Below are 16,436 nucleotides of genomic sequence, written 5' to 3'. Positions count from 1 at the left end.
TTATTCTGCTTTAATTGGTGATTCCTCGCTAACAGCAAGTTCATTTAAATAAACTCCAGTGCCGTCACCGATTGCAAAATTCAATACGCGGTTATTGACCGGGCTTAATGTTGCACGGTATAGAGTAGGGAATACCGGCACTTCATCCACCATCAATTGTTGCCATTCGTTGTAGATTTCCTGACGGTATGCTAGGTCAAATGCTTTTTCTGAACGCCCTTCTTTCAGAAGACGTTCATTTTCTTCATTTTCCCAACGTGCAAAGTTGTAAAGTGCATCAGCGCCGTAAAGTCCTGAAGGATCTACGTCAATCCCGACTCCCCAAGCAGCTTGATAAACGTCTACTTTCGGATCATCTTTTCCTCCGTTGCCCACACGATCGTAGAACGTGTTGAATTCAAGCATTTCCAAATTAACCTTCAAACCGATTGTTTCCCAAGCCTGAACATAGTAGCGTGCCAAAGGTTCAGCAATATCGCCGCCTGTCATCGAAATGAAATTGATTTCCAATGGCTCGCCTTCCGGAGTTTCACGGAAGCCATCTCCGTCTGTATCTTCATATCCTGCGTCATCCAAAAGTTTTTTAGCAGCCTCTGGATCAAATTCTCTTCCTTTGTTATTCTCATCATGGAATTCAGGGTGAGATGGCGGAATCAAAGTTGTCGCATTCCAGCGCAATCCATTGTAAAAACGCTCACCCACTGTTTTGTTATCTACTGCATGCCACATTGCTTGACGTAGTGCAACGTCGCCCATTTTCGCATCTGGATTAGGGGAAACGCGGTTGTTTTCAGCATCCCATGTTCCTAATTTAAAACCAATATAAGTGTAGGCGCGGTCAACCGCTCCCAAATATTCTACGTTCGACATTTCAGCATTGTCCGGGAATTGATCTACAGGGAAATCACTGATTAAATCGACTCCACCGGTTTTCAGTTCCTGAACAACTGTTGAGGAGCTGATTACTTTAACGGTTACACCATCCAATTTTGGTTCGCCGCGCCAGTAGTCTTCGTTTTTAACAAGAGTTACAGACTCACCAGGCACGATGCTTTCTACTTTAAAAGGTCCGAACCCAATTGGTTTTTCACGTACTTCAGGTGAAGAAGAGATGTCGGCAACTGCCATTTCTCCAAAAATATGTTTAGCCAACGGGTATGACCAAATGCTTCCTGTCAGCAATGAAGGAGTTGACTCGATATAAGTAATCGATAATGTCTTCTCATCGATAACTTCAATCCCTGAAATCGTGTCAGCCTTTCCGCTGTGGTAGTCTTCCATTCCTTCTATATTCGTAAAATCTGAATTGTAGCGCGGGCCATCATAATCAGGGTGGCCAATCACTTCGTGAGCGAACTGCCAATCTTCTGCAGTTACTGGTTTCCCGTCATGCCAATTGACGTTATCGCCAATTTTAAAAGTGAATGTACGGCCATCTTCTGAAACTTCGTATGTTGCCGCACCATCATTTGTATAGACATAGTTCTCATCCCAAGTTAATAGGCCTTCATCAAACCAGTTTAGAATTTGTGCATCTGGATCCCCAGAATAGAAATTCCAGTTTAATGTACCTTCGAAAACTGTGTCAGAAACTAAACCAAATGTAATGTTTCCGCCTTCAATAGCTTCTCCATTATTTGTTTTTACGTTATTAAAATCTTCAATCGAGTACATTCCGCCATTTTCCAGTTTTGTTCCTTCATCAGCTTCTTTTCCTCCACCTTCTTCAGTCGAAGTGTTACCTTCAGTGGAAGTACCTTCATTACCGGAACAAGCTGCCAATATTAAAACAAAAGACAACATTAACAAGAATAAAAATTTAGACCAGTTGTTCTTTGCCATTCTCTGTTTCCTCCTTTTTTTTCATGGATAGAGCACTTTCTAGCTGCCAGTGTACTCGAGTAACGTTGTTTCTGAATGCTGCCGAACCCGTATCCCCCTTTTGCCTTTCTTTTTTTGTTACCCTCTACGTTGTCGGGCGTCTGTAGCGCGTTTTAATGCTTGCCCAACATTATTTATACTAAGCATCAATACAAATATTAGGATTGATGCAGGTAACCAAATCCACCATCTTAATTCCAGCGTCTGAGGGTTTCTTGCATAACTGATCAAGGTCCCCAAACTCGGAGTCGATTCCGGGAAACCAAATCCTAAAAAGGAAAGGCCTGACTCGATTCCGATATTCCCTGCCAAATTCAACGTCATCGTAACAATGATGATCGAGCTTAAATTCGGCAGAACTTGGAAAAACATAATTTTAAAATTGGATGTTCCTAATGTCTTAGAAGCTTTTACATAATCCAATTCTTTTTCCTGCAACGCCTTGGAACGGATTAATCGTGCAATTCCCATCCATAGGAAAGCCGTCATAATCAATGAGAAAGACACAATGCTGTAACCAGGTACAGCAGTTACAAATGCGATAACAATCATTAGTATCGGCAATACCATAAAGAAATCGACAAACCGCATAAAGATATTATCGATAGTACCACCGTAATATCCAGAGATCAGCCCAACTAAAATGCCTATGATACCTGTTAACAGGGTGACTAGAATTCCGATAGCCAACGAGTTGCGCGTCCCAATAATCAGTTGTCCGAAGATATCACGTCCGCCATAGTCAGTTCCCAACCAATAAGTAGCAGATGGCGGTTCATACAGGGCAAATAAATCGACTTTGACGATGTCGTTTTGATCCATGATGATTGATGCGCCAAAAACACCGGCAATAATTAGAAAAAGGAACAGCAGAGAGACAAATGCTACTTTGTCCCGTATCAACTCTCTTAGTAATATACTGAATCCGGATGGGCTTTTGCCAAGGTCCACATCTGGAATTTGTGTTCCACTGTCTTTATCAATTCTCATATTTACACCTCAAAATTATCATTTATTATTTAATCCGAATACGTGGATCGACCAAACTCAGGATAATGTCTGATAATAACGCGCCGATGATGGCTGCCAGTCCGAATAAGAGAACGAGAGCCGTCATTACGCTGTAATCACGTAAGCTGATGGAAGACAGGAACAGTTCGCCCATACCTGGATAACCAAAAATATTTTCGATGAATATGGTGCCGCCAATCAGGCCAGTAATCTCATATCCGAAGAAGGCTGCTATCGGGAGCAAGGAATTCCGAAGGACGTGGCGATTATAGACACGAGATTCTGAAGCTCCTTTAGCCCGGGCGGTTACGATAAAGTCTTTTTGCTTCGTATCAATAATTTCACTTCTAAGGTATTGGACTGTAGAAACTGTTGTAATTAATGCCATCGATAATGCCGGCAATAACAAATGATAAAGCTTGCTCATAAAATAGGCGAAAGTTCCCGGCTCAGTTCCTGGAGCAACACTTCCACTTGTTGGAAACCAGCTCAGCTGGAACCCGAAAATAAATAGCATAACCAGTGCGAAAATAAATAATGGAGCTGCAAAACCGACATACGTATATCCAGTAATGGCTCGGTCCAACCATGTGTCATTGAAACGTCCACTAGTTATACCTAAAGGAATCGCGATCAGGTACGTCAAAACCAATGTTGCCAATGACAGCCATAATGTATTAATAATACGGCCACCGATCAATTCGGATACCGGCATCTTGAAACGGAATGATTGCCCGAAGTCTCCTTGCGCCACTCCTTTGATCCAATCGATATACTGTACATACCAAGGGTTATTCAATCCAAGGCGCTCTCGCATCGCTTCAATAGTGGCCGGGTCAATGCTCGGATCGATCAATCCTGTCAGGGCATCCCCAGGCATGGCTTGAGCTAAAATAAATACCAATACGCTTAAGATAATAATTTGCGGGATTGTTAAGAATGTTCTCCGTACAATTAATTTCCACATACCATTCAACCTCTCTCAGGTAATGCTACTTGATGGGTAGCTGAAATTGATTTTAACGAGAAAGGCAAACCCTCTTCATCAAAAAAGTCCTTTTCCAGCTTGTCATATTCGGATTTCACCAATTTACGTTTTTCGTAGTGCAGTTCACGATTTTTCGGATCACTGTCGGGAATTGCTGCAATTAGGCGTTTCGTGTAAATATGCTGAGGATTAGTGAAGATTTCTTCTGAAGTGCCATGTTCGACATATCTTCCCTTATACATGATGCCGATATGATCGCACATGTGACGGATTATGCCTAAGTCGTGGCTAATGAATAAGTAAGTCAAGTTCAGTTCTTTTTGTATTTTTCGCATAAAGTTTAACACTTGGGCTTGAACCGATACATCCAAAGCAGAAACCGGTTCATCCGCAATGATCAACTTTGGGTTTAAGGCAATTGCACGAGCTATACCGATCCGCTGCCGCTGCCCCCCTGAAAACTCATGCGGATATTTATAGATTGCTTCCGGGCTCAGCCCTACCAGTTCCATCAACTCCTGAACGCGGATACGTTCTTCTTTGCCAGATAGTTTTTCATAATTGCGAAGCGGTTCAGCTACGATATCCACTACCCGCTTTTTCGGATTCAACGATGAAAATGGATCCTGGAAAATCATTTGAATATCTTTTCTAACGTCTATATATTCTTTTTTACTGACAGAAGCTAAATCCTTGCCTTCAAACAATACTTTTCCTGAAGTTATATCATTTAACCCGATGATTGCACGGCCTGTCGTGGTTTTTCCTGATCCTGATTCTCCTACAAGCCCATATGTTTGGCCCTGTTCAATTGAGAATGAGACCCCATCGACTGCACGAACATGATCTTTCACAGTCTGAAAGACTCCTCCACGAATGGGAAAGTGGACTTTCAGGTTTTCAACTTCAATTAGCGACATAGTTTCGCTCCTCCTTGGCTTGTTCTGGGAAGTAAAAGTCCTTATAGCATGTGCAGCGTACAAAATGTCCTGGACTAATTTCATGGAGTTCCGGTGAAGTTTCGTGCGCAGATTCCTCAATCCAAGGAATTCGAGAAGCAAAGCGGCACCCTGTTCTCGGCAAGTTTTGAAGCGATGGCACAACGCCTTGAATAACATGGAGATCCGCTTTCACTTCAGACAAGGTCGGTATTGAATTTAAAAGAGACCGTGTATACGGATGCTGTGGATTTTCCATCAGTGTATAGACGTCAGCGATTTCCACAATCTGGCCGGCATACATGACCGCCACCCTGTCGGCCATCTCAGCGACTACCCCTAAATCATGAGTGATCAAGACAATACCGGCATGAATCTTCTCTTTCAATTCTTTGATCAAATCCAGAATCTGCGACTGAATTGTCACATCCAAAGCAGTAGTTGGTTCGTCTGCAATCAAAATTTCAGGCTGGTTAGAAATTGCCATTGCGATGACAATACGTTGGCGCATTCCTCCTGATAATTCATGCGGATACTGAAAATACGTTTTTTCAGGTCTGGGAATGCCGACCATATTCAGTAAACTAATAACTTGTTTTTTCCGCATGCTTTTTGAGCTTTTTGGATTATGAAGGAAAATTGCTTCATCGATCTGGGCACCTACCACCATAAGTGGGTTCAAAGCTGAAAGGGCATCCTGAAAAATCATTCCCATTTCGCTGCCGCGCAATTTCTTCAACTGATTTGCGTTTGCTTCCACTAAATTATTGCCTTTATAATTTATTTCCCCTTCAATTTTAGCTCTTGTATGAAGCCCCATAATGGAAAATGCAAATGCGCTTTTTCCGGAACCCGATTCACCTACGATTGCTAACACTTCATTTTTTCTTACAGTTAATGAAACATTATCAACTGCTGCGTAATAATCATCTTTAATTCTGAAAGATGTTTTTAAATTTTTAATATCAAGCAAAACATTGTTCATTTTTATCCTCCTCAAAATGAAGCCTTACTATCGCTGTTTCCAAAATGCAGAAAATGTCACAACATCAAAGATTCAAAATCTTCAGTTTTATTACGTTAAAAAAATGATTAAAAGCTGATCTCCATCGCTTTTCTGAGTGGTGAGTATGAAAACTACAATTTCTGAATAATTGTCCCTAATGTTAATTTTATTACAATAAGATTACAAAAACAATATTATTTTAAATTTTCCAACTAATTAGAATAGAAAAGTTGGTTTTACTCCTATCAAACTAATGGTAAATCAATGTTTTTTCAATAACTTTCCAAGAATGTAAATTCGCGTTTTAGCAAGGGAATCTGATAATAAAATTTTCTATGTAACTTACAAAATGGATACTAGGGAATCAATTATATTTTCTTTAGATATTAGAATAACATAAAGTAAATGCAAAAAGGAAAACTTTTTCAATTTTTATAAAATTATGGTTTCACCCTTTTATACTTTTCTAGAAGAAATCAAAGAGGCTCCCTTGCAAATTGCCCTCATAGACAGCTAGTTCAAATAAAATGGATTTGAATATCCAATCAATATTTCACGCAGTAATTTCACTTTAAATAGTTCATAAAAAAACACCTTGCCATTTCAGCAAGGTGCAAAAATTATTCTTCAAACTTTTTCATGACTATTGATGCGTTATGACCGCCGAAGCCTAGAGAATTGCTCATCGCGTAAGCTAAATCTGCTTTTCGTGCTTCGTTCGGTACGTAGTCCAAATCACATTCTTCATCCGGCGTACCGTAATTGGTAGTTGGAGGCATAATGCCTTCCTTTAATGCCAAAGCTGTAAAAATCGCTTCAATACCGCCTGCTGCTCCAAGCAAATGGCCTGTCATTGATTTGGTAGAACTCATACCTAATTTATAAGCGTGCTCTTCGAACACTGACTTAACAGCCATCGTTTCAAACAAGTCATTGTAAGGAGTGCTTGTTCCGTGGGCATTGATATAACCGATTTCTGTTTTATCGATCCCTGCATCTTCAATTGCTTGAACCATTGCGCGTGCTGCGCCTTCTCCACCTGGTGCTGGAGCTGTAATATGGTGGGCATCCCCAGTCGAACCGTAGCCGACTAGCTCTGCATAGATTTTGGCCCCGCGTGCTTTTGCGTGCTCGTATTCTTCTAAAATAACAATGCCGGCTCCTTCACCAATAACAAATCCATCACGGTTTTTATCAAAAGGACGAGATGCGGTAGCGACATCTTCGTTTGTCGTCAAAGCTGTATTTGCAGTGAAACCTGCAACTGAAAGTCTCGTAATCGGCGCTTCGGCACCACCGGAAATCATTACGTCGGCGTCTCCGCGCTGGATAACTTTGAATGCATCTCCGATGGAGTTTGTTCCAGAGGCACATGCAGTTACCGAACAAGAATTGATTCCTTTAGCGCCAAAGTAAATGGATACTTGGCCAGATGCCATGTCAGGAATAATCATCGGAATCAAAAATGGGCTGATGCGGCGAACGCCACGATCGTTGAGCACATCCATTTGATTTTCGATCGTTTCCATCCCGCCAATCCCTGATCCAATCCACACACCAGTACGCAGTGCTGTTGCTTCATCCAAGTCAAGAGCTGCATCTTTCATCGCCATTATCGAAGCGGCAAGCGCATAGTGCGTAAAGCGGTCCATTTTACGCGCTTCTTTCTTTTCAATGTAATCTTCAATAGAAAAATCTCTTACTTCTGCAGCAATTTTTGCTGGGAACTTTTCTGTATCAAGCCTTGTCAAAGGCCCGATCCCTGATTTCCCTGCTTTAATGCCTTCCCATGTGGATTCTACATTGTTCCCTAATGGCGTTACAGCGCCCATACCTGTAATAACTACACGACGATTCGACATTTTATTTTCTTCCTTTCGCATATCTTATTATTTGCCCCATCTCATAGCAATTGCGCCCCAAGTCAAGCCGCCCCCAAAGCCGACCATAACGATTACATCATCGTCGTTGATTCGGCCTTCTTCCACATCTTCTACAAGTGAAATAGGGATTGATGCAGCGGATGTGTTGCCATATTTATGAATCGTTTTCGACATTTTTTCAATTGGCAGATCCAAACGCGCTCGTGACGCCTCCATAATGCGGATATTCGCTTGGTGAGGAATTAGGAAATCGACATCTTCTTTTGTCAGGCCAGCTTTTTCAATTACTGCTTCAGCCGATTCGCCCATTTGGCGTACAGCAAATTTAAATACTTCACGGCCATTCATCTGCAGGAATTTTTCTTCCTGGTACAAATGTTTTCCGCCGCTGCCGTCTGCTCCAAGTTCAAACGACAAAATGCCCCGTCCTTCTGAAACTTTCCCGAGAACGGCTGCTCCTGCGCCATCACCAAACAGCACAGCAGTATTGCGGTCTTCCCAATTGGTAATTTTCGATAATTTTTCAACACCAACAACCAATACATATTTATAGACATCTGACTCAATAAATTGTTTTCCTGTAACCACTCCATACATAAAACCGGCACAAGCGGCTGACAAGTCCATCGCAGCTGCGTTGATCGCCCCAATTTCCTGCTGGATCATGCAAGACATGGATGGAAACGGTTGATCACCTGTTACTGTAGCGACTAAGATTAAACCGATCTCTGCAGGATCGATCCCTGCATCTTCAATCGCTTTTTGGGCAGCTTCTCTCGCCATATGTGATGTATCTTGCTCGTCTCTGGCAATTCGGCGCTCTTCTATTCCCGTCATCGTACGGATCCATTCATCGGAAGTATCCATGCGCTTTTCCAAGTCAAAGTTAGTTAATTTATCTTCAGGCAGACATCTGCCGATACCGATTATTCCTGCATTCATCGATAGCCCCTCTTTTCGCTTATCATCACTTATTAGTACCTGGTATTAATAATACGTCAATACTTACCTTATTTCAACTGATTGACATACTTCCGACAAAAAATCGCTAAAATAAAGAAACATTCTTTCTGTCAGAAGAAGCGTATGATATGATGAATAAAGATATTTTATGTAGAGGGTGAATTTAGATGCAATTTATTGGAACTTTCTTTTGGTCATTTTTATTGATTTCGTTGCTTAACTATGTCGTAAGCGCTGTACAAAACGTTCATTTTGATTTTATGCTTGGCGTTTACATTTCTCTAGCTGTTTCTATCCTGATTTTCATTATTTCTTCAATCATTCCAGACAGCCCGACACAAGAAAAACATTAATCAAAAGAAGCGCAGTCCGTTACACGGATTGCGCTTCTTTTTTACTGATTTTCAATTGCTTGTCTTCTATCGATAAATGCAACACCGTATTCGGAACGATGTCTCCTTTGATTAGCTCCCGGGCAATATTTGTTTCGATTTCCCGCTGGATAAAGCGTTTTAATGGACGGGCGCCAAAAACGGCGTCAGTACCCGCTTCTACGATATATTCCACAACAGATTCTTCTACTGACAATTCGATTTGCTGCTGGCGCATACGGTTTGCCAGTTCTGCCAGCATCTTCTTCGCGATACCGTAAAAATGCGAATTGTTCAATGCATGGAAAATAACGATATCATCGATGCGGTTCAACAGTTCAGGTTTAAAGTGCCGGCGAAGTTCAGCCATTATAATATCTTCAATATCGTGTTCATCGCTTTCGTTTCCGATAAAAGCGGATCCGATGTTCGAAGTCATAATTACAACCGTATTCGAAAAGTTGACAAGGCGTCCTTGGCTATCTGTAATGCGACCGTCATCAAGAATTTGCAAGAGAATATTTGCTACATCCGGGTGCGCTTTCTCGATTTCGTCCAGCAAGACAACAGAATATGGATTCCGGCGGACTGCTTCGGTCAATTGGCCGCCTTCTTCATATCCGATATAACCAGGAGGAGCCCCAACAAGACGGGATACGCTGTGCTTTTCCATATACTCGGACATATCTATGCGGATAAAATGGTCTTCAGAATCAAAAAGGTTTGCAGCTAAGGCTTTTGCAAGTTCTGTTTTCCCCACTCCGGTCGGTCCTAAAAAGATAAATGAACCAATTGGTTTTTGCTCGTCCTTGATGCCCGCACGCGCACGCCATACGGCTTCGGTCACTAAGCGAACTGCATTGTCTTGGCCAATGACCCGTTCTTTCAGCGTTTCGCCTAGGCGCAGCAATTTTTCACGTTCGCCTTCCACCAGTTTTGTCACAGGAATGCCTGTCCAGCGTGCCACGATTCCCGCAATTTCCTCTTCTGTTACTTCTTCACGGAGAAGGCGCTCTGCTCCTTCGTGTTCCAATTCTTTTTCAAGTTCAGCCAGCTCTTTTTCAAGAGACGGAATTTTGCCATGGCGCAATTCAGCGGCTACGTTCAGATCATACTTGTTTTCCGCATCTTCCAACTGTCTGCGGTACTGATCAAGCTGTTCCCGCTTAACTTGGATTTTTTTCAACGACTCTTTTTCTTCTACCCATTGCTTCTGCATATCTCCCGAAGCCGTCTTCAGTTCGTTGATTTCCTTGCGCAATGTCTCAAGCCGCGTTTTGCTTGCAGCGTCTTTTTCTTTCATCAGCGCCTGCTCTTCGATTTCCAGTTGCATCAGCCGTCTGGTGACTTCATCCAGCTCTTGCGGCATCGAATCGATTTCAGTGCGGATCATGGCACACGCTTCATCGATCAAATCAATCGCTTTGTCCGGCAAAAACCGTTCTGTGATATAGCGGTCGGACATGGCAGCTGCCGCCACGATAGCACGGTCGTGGATACGCACCGCATGATGCAGTTCAAAGCGCTCCTTTAATCCGCGCAAAATCGAAACAGTGTCTTCAACAGAAGGCTCCCGTACCAACACTTGCTGGAAACGCCGCTCCAATGCCGGATCTTTTTCAATGTGCATCCGGTATTCATCAAGCGTAGTCGCCCCAATGCAGAACAATTCCCCGCGTGCAAGCATCGGTTTTAACATATTGCCGGCATCCATCGCACCCTCAGTTTTCCCCGCGCCAACAATTGTATGAATTTCATCTATAAACAGAATGATCTGGCCTTCGCTGTCTTTGACTTGCTTCAGCACGCTTTTTAGCCGTTCTTCAAATTCCCCGCGGTATTTTGCACCTGCTATCAACGCACTCATGTCCAGTTCGTAAATAACCTTTTCCTTCAATCCTTCCGGCACATCTTTTCGGACAATGCGCTGGGCCAGCCCCTCGACAATTGCCGTCTTGCCCACGCCAGGTTCTCCGATCAGTACGGGGTTATTTTTTGTTTTCCGGGATAAGATGCGGATTACGTTGCGGATTTCCTGATCGCGTCCGATGACCGGATCCATCTTTCCAGACTGTGCATCTTCCACCATATTTCTTCCATATTGATCAAGCGGCTTTTTTTGTTCTTCTGTGTTGAATCGAACCATTAAAATCACTCCTTAACGAGCTTGACCTTATTTGACTAATTAAATTATAGGAGATTTTTTATGAAATGGCAAACAAAACACATCAAAAAACCTGCCCGAGATTCCGGACAGGTTCGCTGTAGCATGAACTATTCAAGCTATTGCTTATCGAATGCCAAGCGCCATTTTCGCATAACGTGACATGTGGTCTTTACTCCAAGCCGGCTGCCAAACAATTTTCACATCGACTTCAGATACTTCCGGCAATTCGTATAAAGCGTGTTTTACATCGTTTACGATTTGCGGGCCCATTGGGCATCCCATTGAAGTCAGCGTCATGGTTACAACTGTAAACCCTTCTTCTGACATATCCACATCGTATACGAGGCCAAGGTTGACAATGTCAACTCCAAGCTCTGGGTCAATAACTTGTTCTAATGCACCCATAAGGCTGTCGCGCATATCTTGATCCATAAGATTCCCTCCCTTTTCTGTTCTCTTAATCTTAGCAAACATCTGGAGTAAATGAAATTTACTTGCTTAAGTTTTCAAATGCTTGCCAAGCCAATCTGTTGCGGCTAGCATTCCTTGCCTGGTGACGGCATGACCCGCTTCCCTTTCTCGCATAAAATAGAGATGTTCAGGCGTATCGCGGTAATGTTCTTTTAACTGGTTGTATAACTTGAATGTCGGCTCAAATGCCACTACTGTATCCTGTTCCCCGTGCCAAAAGAAAACCGGCCGTTGATTGAACGCTTCTATGTTGTGTATGCTGTCGAATTTGCTTAAGGTCTCAAATAACTCCTTGCGCTGCTGGTCAGTAAAGGGCAGTTGAAATCCGCGAGATTCGAACTGAACAATTTGTGCTTTGGAAAGTTCGACATAATTGCCTGCCCCCATCATGACCGCAGCCGCTTTGATCCACGGATAGGCAGCCAAAGCACCCAGCGTCGTAATGCCTCCCATTGACGTGCCGCCGATTGCAATATCCCCTTTTACTAACTTTCTTTCCTGAGCAATCCCGTTTATGTAATCCAATTCTTGGATGGAATTCAATATAATTTCCCAAAAACGGACAATCAACTGCATCTCTGTTAAATTTTCTGTCCGTTCTCCGTGCAAAAGAGCATCCGGCAGGAGTACGCGCAGTCCTTTCTCAGCCAGTTGATAGGCATAATGCAAATTATGTTCTTTTGCGCTTGTAATGCCATGAAAAAACACCACTGTCGGCAGCGGTTCACTCCATTCTTTTTCCGGCGCCACGTGGAGCAAAGGAACCCCTCTCCACACTTCACGTTCCACTCTCATTTGTTCCACATCCTTTTTCTTGCTTAAACTGTTTCTCCATCGAATGCCACGACATTTCTTCTGGTTTTCCCTTACTAATCGTATCAATGTTCCAGCCCGCCGGCAAACAATCCCGCTGTATATTTTTGTGAAATCGTGATTCATCAAAGATTGACATTTTTTATTTTCCCAAAGCCCGCCTTTCTCAGTATTTTTTGACGGGATGTGCTAGTTATCGCTACACTGTAAGTAAGTTGAGAAAGGAGACAGCTATTTATGAAACAGCATTTAATCGTCCTTGATCTGGACGGCACGTTATTGACTGACCAGAAGGTCATCTCAGAGAAAACAAAAAAAACGCTTGGAAAAGCTATGGAATCTGGCCATCAAGTGATGATTGCCACCGGGCGACCATACCGATCAAGCGAAGCTTATTATAAGGAATTGGGATTGACCACACCCATAGTCAATTTTAACGGTGCCTTCGTCCACCATCCAACTGACGTAAACTGGGGAACTCATCATACACCGATATCACTTGATGTTGTACACGAAGTGGTAGAATCCATGCACGATTTTGATTTCCATAACATCGTGGCAGAAGTGTTGGATGATGTTTATGTTCATTATCACGATGAGAAGCTGATGGATATATTCCGTTTTGGCGATCCGAACATCACTACGGGTGATTTGCGCAATTACTTGAAAGTCGATCCAACATCCATGCTAATCCATGCGCCAGTTGAAAAAGTTCAGTCTATTCACGAGCACTTGTCTTCTGTCCATGCCGAAGTCATAGATCATAGAAGATGGGGAGCTCCTTGGCATGTAATTGAAATTGTCAAAAGCGGGTTGAGCAAAGCTGTCGGCCTTGACCGCGTATCCAAATCACTCGGCATATCAAAAGAAAACATCATCGCTTTCGGGGATGAAGACAATGATTTGGAAATGCTGGAATATGCAGGAGTAGGTGTCGCTATGGGCAACGCCATTGAACCATTAAAAAATATCGCCAACGAAATTACGTTAACTAATAATGAAGATGGAATTGCTGAATTGCTGATTGATCGTTTGAAACTGTAACTAGAAACTGGGGGATCTTTGATGAGAATATTTGCTGATAGCGCTTCAGATTTACCAATAGAGTTTTTCGAAAAAGAACAAGTGGTTTTATTTCCATTGCGTGTCCATATCGGCGACGAAGAATATGAGGACATCCGGACAATCCATTCGAAAAAAGTATATGATGCCATTCGTTCTGGCATACAGCCAAAAACTTCACAAGCTTCTCCCGAAGAGATGTTGTCAGCGTTCGAGCAATTGGCGAAGGACGAAGAAGAGGGCTTCTATATCGCCTTTTCTTCCGAGTTGTCAGGCACGTATAGTACAGCTGTTATGGTGGCCGATCAAGTGCGCGAGGACTATCCAGACTTGAAATTGACGATTCTTGATTCCAAAGCCGCTTCGCTCGGGTATGGACTTCTGGTCAAAGAAGCCGCCAAACTTCGGAATGCTGGACAACCGCTTAACGAAATTATTGAACGCGTTCGTACCATGGCCAACCATACAGAAAGCTTATTTACTGTAGAAGATTTGGATTATATGGCTCGAGGCGGACGCATTTCCAAGGGCAGTGCGTTCGTTGGCGGCTTGTTGAACATAAAGCCGCTGCTTCATGTTGAAGAAGGCAAGCTGGTGCCGATAGAAAAATTGCGTGGACGCAAAAAAGTCGTCAAACGTATGATCGAACTGATGGAAACACGCGGAGAGCAACTTAAAAACCAAACGATCGCCATCAGCCATGGCGATGACGAAGAGTTCGCCAATTTTGTAAAAAATGAAATAGAAAAGCATTTTCAGCCAAAAAATGTTGAAATCTATTTGATTGGTTCCGTCATCGCGGCTCACACCGGACCTGGTACGCTTGCTGTCTTCTTTTTGAACCGGGCACTTTAAAAAAATAAAAGCAGCTATCCTCTATGGATAACTGCTCAGCTTGTAGACAAAGATTAGTTATTTGTTTAAAGGAATAAACATCCAGATTTTGCTGAAAAGTAGCGGCACCTCCGCTTCAGGCGGACGCTTTCCGCGGGCTCGCGCCTGCTTTGCCAAGTCATGGAACATGAATAGAAAACTTCGCCCCCATTTACGGAGGTTGCCTAACCAGGCCGGACACTGAGACTTCTGTGGGAGCAGTGACGGAGTGAAACGACGGAGCGACACGAGCTGAAGACCCTGGACTGAGCGAAAGCGAATGTTTTGCATTTGCGACGAGTAACCGCAGGAGCAAAGGAAGCGGCTGAAGCCGTGCCCACGGAAAGCGAAGTGGCCGGGCCGGTTGGGTTAGGCATTTTCATTTATCAATCATAAAGTTTTTTACAAGCTAAAAGCATCTACCTATATAGGTAGATGCTTTTTCTTATGCATTCACTTTTGCGGCTTCTTCAGCTTTGCGTTGTCTGCCTTTTTTCCAAACAATCCGCAGAAAGGCCAGAAAAACAACATACAGGACAATCAAAGCTATAATGTATGCCTTATTAAATCCGCGTTCGTCTATGACATTGAATGTTTCTGCAACTTCCCTATCCAACGTGATCAGATATTCTCCGCTGGCTTTCTGGCGAACAATATCGCTTTCAAACAAGCCGCGCATTTCTTTGTCGCTTCCGACAACCGCTGCCGGCAACGAAATGCTTTTAGTTGTCGATGAGTTGTTGATGGCAATAATCCAAGTTTCATCTTCATTGGAACGCTTGTAAACGAGCCATCCAGCTTCTTCGTGCAATATTTCCAAATTGCCCGTCCGCAGCGCCTCGGAAGTATTGCGCAACGAATTAAGATTTGTGATATGCTCCGCCATTTCCGGATCTACCCCTAAATCCATAATTTGATGCGTTTCAGGCGCTTTTTCCCCATTCATTGCAATCTCAGAACCGTATTGCATGACCGGTATTCCTGGCATTGTAAACAACTGGGTGAATAAAATTTTCCACCGGGTCGGGGGATATCCTTTTTCCGCTACAATATCCGATGTAAAACGAGAGTTCGAGAGAGAATCGACTTGTATTAAGCTTCCTTCGCTGGCTTTCATCAAATCACCTAAAACGACTGTTTCTTGGTCAAAGGACTTATAGGTATTGCGAAGCGCTTTTTCTACTCCTGGCAACAGTACAGCATCAAGCCCTTCAACCCGTTCCATTTCCTCATCGCTCAACAAATAGATATCACGGACTCCTTTTACCGCTTTGGAAAACGAGCCGATAAACTCTGTATTGATAGCGTTTGTCTGCTGTAAGCGCAGTCCATCGATATCGTATTTTGAAACAAAGCCAGTGGCAACTTCTGTTAAAGCCGCTTGCGCATTCGCATTTTCCAAATTCAAAGCAAAAGTTCCATCTTCATTCTCAGTAAACCATTCCGGATTTTCTTTTACCCATACATGGTCTTTGCTCACTTGCTGCGTCGGCATATCCACCAGTATTTTCATACCCGATTCATGGGTTTTTTCAATCAATGCTTTTAATTCTTCTTCGGTTCCAAAATGGCGCTCCAATTGGTTATAATCGATCACTTCTTTGCCGTCATAGCTTGTAGAAGAAAAAACGGGTCCAATCGATAATACGGTAAACCCCATTTCGCTGATGTGGTTGACTTCACTCGTAAGACCAGCAAAATCACCCCCAGTAAACGCCTCAGGGTCTGTTCCATTCACGTCATAATCATTCTGGATTTGCTTATTAAAAAAACGGTCAACCAAAACGTCATATATGCTTTCATCTTGCAATTCCAGCGAATCATCTGCCGCTATTGCCGGATTTGCTATGCTACTGAACAGCACTCCGATGAAAAGAGTTAAAATCCACTTTGCTTTCAATCTAAATCCTCCTTCAATGAGGCAACTATAATCTGTACACCCGGTCCATTTTATCAAAATCCCAGTTTTGCCGCCATGCAAAGTTCATGAAAGACAAGTTTCTTTCAGC

General features: G+C 43.0%; 14 protein-coding genes. 3 read left to right on the top strand and 11 right to left on the bottom strand.

The annotated features are described in order from the left end of the window. The 7 genes from opp4A to B0H99_RS15545 all read right to left on the bottom strand — a co-directional run bounded on the left by opp4A (position 1) and on the right by B0H99_RS15545 (position 8,649). Positions 1 to 1,842 carry an oligopeptide ABC transporter substrate-binding protein gene (opp4A, locus tag B0H99_RS15575; protein ID WP_106534606.1) on the bottom strand — a complete coding sequence of 614 codons (1,842 nt, stop codon included), beginning with the start codon at positions 1,840 to 1,842 and terminating at the stop codon, positions 1 to 3. A 117-nt stretch (positions 1,843 to 1,959) separates the two neighbouring features. Continuing rightward, entirely contained in the window at positions 1,960 to 2,871 is a 912-nt protein-coding gene (locus B0H99_RS15570) for an ABC transporter permease (protein ID WP_106534605.1), read from the bottom strand. Positions 2,872 to 2,896: 25 nt separating this feature from the next. Then, positions 2,897 to 3,859 (bottom strand): oligopeptide ABC transporter permease, encoded by a 963-nt coding sequence (opp4B, locus tag B0H99_RS15565; RefSeq protein ID WP_106534604.1) that lies wholly within the window; start codon positions 3,857 to 3,859, stop codon positions 2,897 to 2,899. Between the two features lie 5 nt (positions 3,860 to 3,864). Next, a complete protein-coding gene (locus B0H99_RS15560; RefSeq protein ID WP_106534603.1) occupies positions 3,865 to 4,800 on the bottom strand; it encodes an ABC transporter ATP-binding protein in 936 nt (311 codons plus the stop codon). Then, positions 4,787 to 5,803 (bottom strand): ABC transporter ATP-binding protein, encoded by a 1,017-nt coding sequence (locus B0H99_RS15555; RefSeq protein WP_106534602.1) that lies wholly within the window; start codon positions 5,801 to 5,803, stop codon positions 4,787 to 4,789. The genes B0H99_RS15560 and B0H99_RS15555 overlap by 14 nt, the downstream gene beginning before the upstream one ends. 641 nt (positions 5,804 to 6,444) lie before the next feature. After that, positions 6,445 to 7,686 (bottom strand): beta-ketoacyl-ACP synthase II, encoded by a 1,242-nt coding sequence (fabF, locus tag B0H99_RS15550; protein ID WP_106534601.1) that lies wholly within the window; start codon positions 7,684 to 7,686, stop codon positions 6,445 to 6,447. A gap of 27 nt (positions 7,687 to 7,713) precedes the next feature. After that, positions 7,714 to 8,649 carry a beta-ketoacyl-ACP synthase III gene (locus B0H99_RS15545; protein WP_106534600.1) on the bottom strand — a complete coding sequence of 312 codons (936 nt, stop codon included), beginning with the start codon at positions 8,647 to 8,649 and terminating at the stop codon, positions 7,714 to 7,716. Between the two features lie 188 nt (positions 8,650 to 8,837). Here B0H99_RS15545 and B0H99_RS15540 point away from each other — a divergent pair, with 188 nt between their 5' ends. Continuing rightward, positions 8,838 to 9,023, top strand: coding sequence for a DUF2929 family protein (locus B0H99_RS15540; protein WP_106534599.1), 186 nt, complete (start codon positions 8,838 to 8,840; stop codon positions 9,021 to 9,023). Between the two features lie 19 nt (positions 9,024 to 9,042). Here B0H99_RS15540 and B0H99_RS15535 read toward each other — a convergent pair whose 3' ends face one another. The 3 genes from B0H99_RS15535 to B0H99_RS15525 form a co-directional block, all read right to left on the bottom strand. Further along, complete coding sequence (locus B0H99_RS15535; protein ID WP_106534598.1) at positions 9,043 to 11,187, bottom strand: ATP-dependent Clp protease ATP-binding subunit; 2,145 nt, start codon at positions 11,185 to 11,187, stop codon at positions 9,043 to 9,045. A gap of 144 nt (positions 11,188 to 11,331) precedes the next feature. Further along, a complete protein-coding gene (locus B0H99_RS15530) occupies positions 11,332 to 11,640 on the bottom strand; it encodes a metal-sulfur cluster assembly factor (protein WP_106534597.1) in 309 nt (102 codons plus the stop codon). Between the two features lie 66 nt (positions 11,641 to 11,706). Beyond that, complete coding sequence (locus B0H99_RS15525; RefSeq protein ID WP_106534596.1) at positions 11,707 to 12,474, bottom strand: alpha/beta fold hydrolase; 768 nt, start codon at positions 12,472 to 12,474, stop codon at positions 11,707 to 11,709. 255 nt (positions 12,475 to 12,729) lie between these two features. On the opposite strand from B0H99_RS15525, the gene B0H99_RS15520 reads away from it, so the two are divergent. Together B0H99_RS15520 and B0H99_RS15515 are read left to right on the top strand one after the other, a co-directional pair. Next, complete coding sequence (locus B0H99_RS15520) at positions 12,730 to 13,536, top strand: Cof-type HAD-IIB family hydrolase (RefSeq protein WP_106534595.1); 807 nt, start codon at positions 12,730 to 12,732, stop codon at positions 13,534 to 13,536. 21 nt (positions 13,537 to 13,557) lie between these two features. Further along, positions 13,558 to 14,409: a DegV family protein gene (locus tag B0H99_RS15515; RefSeq protein WP_106534594.1), complete on the top strand. Its 852-nt coding sequence runs from the start codon at positions 13,558 to 13,560 to the stop codon at positions 14,407 to 14,409. A 463-nt stretch (positions 14,410 to 14,872) separates the two neighbouring features. On the opposite strand, the gene B0H99_RS15510 is transcribed toward B0H99_RS15515, so the two are convergent. After that, positions 14,873 to 16,327: an alpha-amylase family glycosyl hydrolase gene (locus tag B0H99_RS15510; protein ID WP_106534593.1), complete on the bottom strand. Its 1,455-nt coding sequence runs from the start codon at positions 16,325 to 16,327 to the stop codon at positions 14,873 to 14,875. Positions 16,328 to 16,436 lie beyond the last annotated feature (109 nt).

The organism is Planomicrobium soli (assembly GCF_003014655.1).
GTDB classification, from domain to species: Bacteria; Bacillota; Bacilli; order Bacillales_A; family Planococcaceae; genus Planococcus; species Planococcus soli_B.
The sequence above is the reverse complement of the archived record's forward strand: the minus strand, read 5'-3'. Positions and strand labels throughout refer to the sequence as shown.